Here is a 5,279-nt window from a genome sequence, read left to right on the forward strand (position 1 = left end):
CATAAATAAAATTGAAATCAATTGATTTATCAATTTTACGTAGTAAATGGTCTTTTGGTACTAATTCGGACAATGTGTTTAATATGATTTCATCATTTGGGTGAGTTTCTTTATAAAACATAGATTTTTCCCTCCTTTTTCTTATCTCTATTATACCACTTTTAAGCGTTATTATCGTATCAGACGTTGTGGTACGAATGGCTTCGTTCTCGCACATGGTAGAGAACGAGCGATGTATCGTGTACATCGCGGTAAGAAGTACAACTTAACGTCTGATACGAAAAAAGACTGTCGACATTTTAATTTGTCAACAGTCTGAGCTCTCCGTCATTAGTTGACGAAGAGCTTTTCTTTTTTATATTCTAAAGTACAGATAATATATCCGTCATCTGTTTAATTATTTTTTCATCCGTTTCACGAATATCGTACTCACTAAATTCTTTTAACCCCATGTGAATATGCTCTTTTTTATACAACATATCACCCGCATGTACCGTTGCTCCAGATAAATGGAAACTTGTTGCACCTGTTGTTTGGTGTAAATATGTCACATTATCCACTGTAACGCCACTCCCAATTAAAATATCGACTTTTCGATTGGCTTGTTGTATCAACGCTTCTAAACAATCTACGCCTAAAGGTGCTTTGTCTTGATGTCCCGCCGTTAAAATAGTATCCACGCCTAGTGAGATAGCATCTTTCAATGATTTCTGTGCATCAACCGTCATATCAAATGCTCTATGTAGTGTAAAATGTTTGTCATGAGCATGTACTTTATCAATAATAACTTTCATTTTTTGTAAATCTAATTCACCATGCGGTGTAAGGACACCACAAACAATACCGTCCACATCTTGTGCCAACAAGCAATCCAATTCATCCAGTAACCATTCAAATTCACTATCTGTATAACAAAAATCCCCTATTCGTGGTCGTAGCATAGCAAATACCGGAATATTCGTATGTTCCTTTACCATTTTTACTAAACCTTGTGTTGGTGTAATACCTCCTAATAATAAAGGTCCACACAATTCTAAACGAGTAGCGCCTCCTTTTTGTGCATTGATTGCAGACGTCACACTATCGACACATACTTCCAATACATAGTCTTTCATATTTGTTCCTCCTATTATGTATTTTTCATCTTTAACCGCTACTGTAAATTGTAATACGTGTCCTCTTAAATTGCAATATATCCATATAAAAAGCATGTTTTATTACCGCACAATAACAGCAATCTTACATATTATATAGTAACATAAACAAAAAGTTGACCTAACAGTCAATATCTATTTCAAACAACAAATTTAATGCTACTCAAAAAAGCTTGAAATCAACTTGTTAAACAGGTTGATTTCAAGCTTTTTACTATTTTACTTAAATGATAATAAATTATATAATAGCCTCAGTTTTTATACGTTTTGTTGCATGCGATACATTTCAGCATATTTTCCATTTTGAGAAACGAGTTCTTGATGTGTCCCTCTTTCCACAATTTCACCTTCATGTAGCACAAGAATTTGATCTGCATTTTGAATAGTTGACAAACGATGAGCAATGATAAACGTTGTTCTGCCTTTTTTTAACACATTCATCGCATGTTGAATAATTTCTTCTGTTTCTGTGTCAATATGTGAGGTTGCTTCATCTAAAATTAAAATTTTAGGATTAGAAGCCAATGTTCTGGCAAATGTAATCAACTGACGCTCCCCACTTGAAAAAGCATTTCCTTTTTCAACAATAGGTTCATAAATACCTTTTTCAAGTTTATCAAGCATAGGTTTAGCACCAACTTTGATTAGCGCATCTAAAATAACGTCTTCTGCTATATCTTCATTATCCATGGCAACATTACTTGCAATCGTTCCTGTAAATAAATATGGATCTTGTAGCACTATACCCATATCCGAACGAACACTCTCACGGTTATACTCTCTAATATTTTGTCCGTCTATTAAAATACGTCCTGATTGCGCGTCATAAAAACGAAATAGTAAATTGATAATGGAACTTTTTCCTGAACCGGTATGCCCAACTAATGCCACTGTTTCTCCTTTATGAGCGTGTAATGAAATATGTTTTAAAACAGGTACATCTTCTTTATATCCAAAACAAATATCTTCAAAGACAACTTCTCCATTTGTCACATGTAATAAAAGATCACTATCTTCTTCGGGTTTTTCATCTAATAATTCAAACACACGCTTACCAGTCGCAAACGAACGCTGCATTCCTGGAAATAGACGTACAAGTAATCCTAAAATATTAAATAAGCGTTCTGTATAGTTGATGTATGAAAAAATAAGTCCAACAGATACTCCTAATGTACCACCTATCCATTGATAACCAACAAAGGATAAAATCATCAAAATAACAAGTCTTTTAAAGACGTCAACCAAGCTCCACGAAATCGTCGACTCTGCATTCAATATACTTTTTTCAGACGCAACCATCACATCTGATACGTCTTGAAATTGTTTCATCACACGTTTTTCTTGGTCGAATAGTTGTAAAATGCTACTCCCATTCATCACTTCGTTTACAGAAGTATTGACATCACTTCTCGCTTCATAAAAACGATCCATTTGTTTTGTTGTGTATTTGCTATAAATGCGTTGCCAAACGAAGAAAATCGGCACCAGCCACAATAAAACAAACCCTAGTGTAAAATTTAAGGAAAATAAAATACCATAAATAACAAATAGTGGGAAACCTTGTACTAAAACTTGTGCTAAAAGTGTACCATAAAATTGCGAACGTAATGTTTCAGTATCATTCACAATACGACTGGAAATTTTTCCTGCTGGCTTGTTGTCAAAATAAGAAATGGGTAAAGATTGCATTACATCGTATGCGGTATTTCTTAAATGTTCGGCAATGGTATTGGCACATGACATCATCACATACGTTGCAACATAGCCGATAGCACTACTTATGACTGTCATCGTAATAAACAATACAAGGTTTAACATAATATTTGCCATATCAAAATTTCCAACGGCTAAATACTGATCAAGTACATTTTTTATCAATAACGGAGCAAGCTGTGTACCTAGAGTGGATATAACAAGGAAAATAAGACCAATGGAAAATAATTTCCATGTAACACGAACTTGTTTAATCAATCGAATGAGAGTCTTCATCTTCTTCCACCTCCAACTGCTGTCTTTGATATTGTTCGTAATACCATCCTTTTTGTTCTAGTAATGTTTGTGGTGTTCCTTCCTCTGAAATGACACCATTATCCAATACAATAATCCAATCGGCATGCATCACACTTGATAAACGATGCGATACAATAATATTCGTTTTATCTTGCCTTATTGCTTGAATGTGTTCAATAATTTTTCTTTCCGTTTTTGCATCAACTGCCGATAATGAATCATCCAAAATCAATAATTCTGGTTGTTTAATAAACGCTCGAGCAATTGAAATACGTTGTTTTTGTCCTCCAGAAATGGAAACACCTTTTTCACCAACAAGTGTGTCAATCCCGTCAGACATACGCTCTGCATCTTCTGTAAAAGCTGCTGTTTCGATAGCTGTAGCTATATCCAATATATCGGCATTTGGATTTCCTACTAAAATATTTTCTTTGACACTTTTTGAAAAAAGGACATGCTCTTGTGGCACATATCCAATTTGCCGCTCGATACTTTTTCTCACAAACTGCGTAACAGGTTCTTCATTGATAGAAAATTTTCCTGTTCCAATTGGATATTGTAATAATAATTGTCTAACAAATGTTGTTTTCCCACTTCCTGTTTTTCCAACCACACCGAGTGTTTGTCCTTTATGAAGTGTCACTGCTATATTTTTTAAACTTTCTTCTTGTGCTGACATATATTTAAACGAATACTGATTAAAGGAAATGGAGTGTATCATATCAAGTTCTGTTGTGCCATCTTCTTGTAAGTCATCACTACTGTTTAATAATTCCATCAATTTAGCAAAAGATACTTTTCCTGATTGATAAATGAAAATAAAGTCTGTTAACATCCAAATAGGGTCCATGAAATATAAAGCATATAATTGTAAAGCAACAACTTGCCCAAGTGTTAAACGTCCGTCTTTCATATATAACGCACCCATACCGACAACAATCATCGTACTAAGTGATACAAAAATCATCCCTAATCTTCCGTACATAGCTTGATAACGCATAATACCATTTGCTTTTTGTTTTAATTGTGATGTTTTTTGTCTAAAACGTTTTGTTCCTAATTCTTTTTTACCGTATGCTCTTGCCACACGAATACCTTCAACGACCTCTAATACTTCATCACTTAAATTAGACACAGCCTCTCTTGATTTTTCAACTGCTACTTCTTGTTTCTTTTGGAACCAAATTAAAATCGCCCCTAAAAAGACAAATGGGGTAGCAGATACCAGCATAATTTCCCATGAAATTAAACTCATTGCCGGCACAATAAAAAGAAAAACAGCTAAAGAATAGAGTACACTCATCATGCCATATCCCATAAATTCTGAGAAAGCTTCCGTATCATTTGTAAAACGAGTTAACATATCTCCAGAACGAAACTTTTCATAAAACTGTGCTCTCATACTTAGCAATTTCCCAAACATACGTTGTCTTAAATTTGCTTGAAATTCGATTTGATTCCCAAATAAAATTTTTGCCCAAATATAAAAAGAAATGTATGCAATTATGGTAGCACTGAACAAAATAATGAGTTGTATCAATAATTCCTGCGAGGTCAATACATTATTTGTCATCTTATCAATTAAATGCTGTGTAATATTCGTCGGTACAAGTACAATAAAATACTCAATAAAAATTGTCACAAGCATGATGATATAACTTAATTTCTTCTTTTTGACATACTGCCAAAGTGCTTGTATCATATTATCCTCTCCTTTTTTAACATACAAAAAAACTCCATATCAAACATAGTAATACGTGGCATAGCACACCAAAACTATATTTGATACAGAGTTCATAAAAATACAAACTTATTTTATATCAAAAAACCAAAAGGAGTTGTTGGACATACTATGCAATTTACGAAACGTATAACGATTTGTTTTACCATGTTTGGCAACTCCTTTCCTCAAAAATATGCTATTATTTTAACATATTATTCACTACCAATCAACAGAAAATGAAAAAATAGTGAGGAAATATTTGTTTGCCGAGTTGTAAAATAAAGTGCAAAAGCAAAATAGTGTTATAAAAACAAAAAAAGACAGATAATTAACTTACTAAGATTCACCACAAAATTAGAAAGGTCATTATCATGTCTAAAACAAATTATAAC

At 33.4% G+C, this 5,279-nt stretch carries 3 protein-coding genes; all 3 read right to left on the reverse strand.

Translation table 11 applies throughout. The features are described 5' to 3' along the window. Nucleotides 1-362 precede the first annotated feature (362 nt). Nucleotides 363-1,115: a copper homeostasis protein CutC gene (locus tag GMA06_RS08100; RefSeq protein ID WP_163545273.1), complete on the reverse strand. Its 753-nt coding sequence runs from the start codon at nucleotides 1,113-1,115 to the stop codon at nucleotides 363-365. Nucleotides 1,116-1,412: 297 nt separating this feature from the next. Continuing rightward, on the reverse strand, nucleotides 1,413-3,143 hold the full coding sequence (locus GMA06_RS08105; protein WP_163562272.1) for an ABC transporter ATP-binding protein: 1,731 nt from the start codon (nucleotides 3,141-3,143) through the stop codon (nucleotides 1,413-1,415). Next, on the reverse strand, nucleotides 3,118-4,866 hold the full coding sequence (locus tag GMA06_RS08110) for an ABC transporter ATP-binding protein (protein WP_163562273.1): 1,749 nt from the start codon (nucleotides 4,864-4,866) through the stop codon (nucleotides 3,118-3,120). Before GMA06_RS08110 ends, GMA06_RS08105 begins: the two co-directional genes overlap by 26 nt. Between the last annotated feature and the right edge of the window lie 413 nt (nucleotides 4,867-5,279).

Origin of the sequence: Granulicatella sp. zg-84, assembly GCF_010892375.1 — a bacterium.
Classification (GTDB): domain Bacteria; phylum Bacillota; class Bacilli; order Lactobacillales; family Aerococcaceae; genus WM01.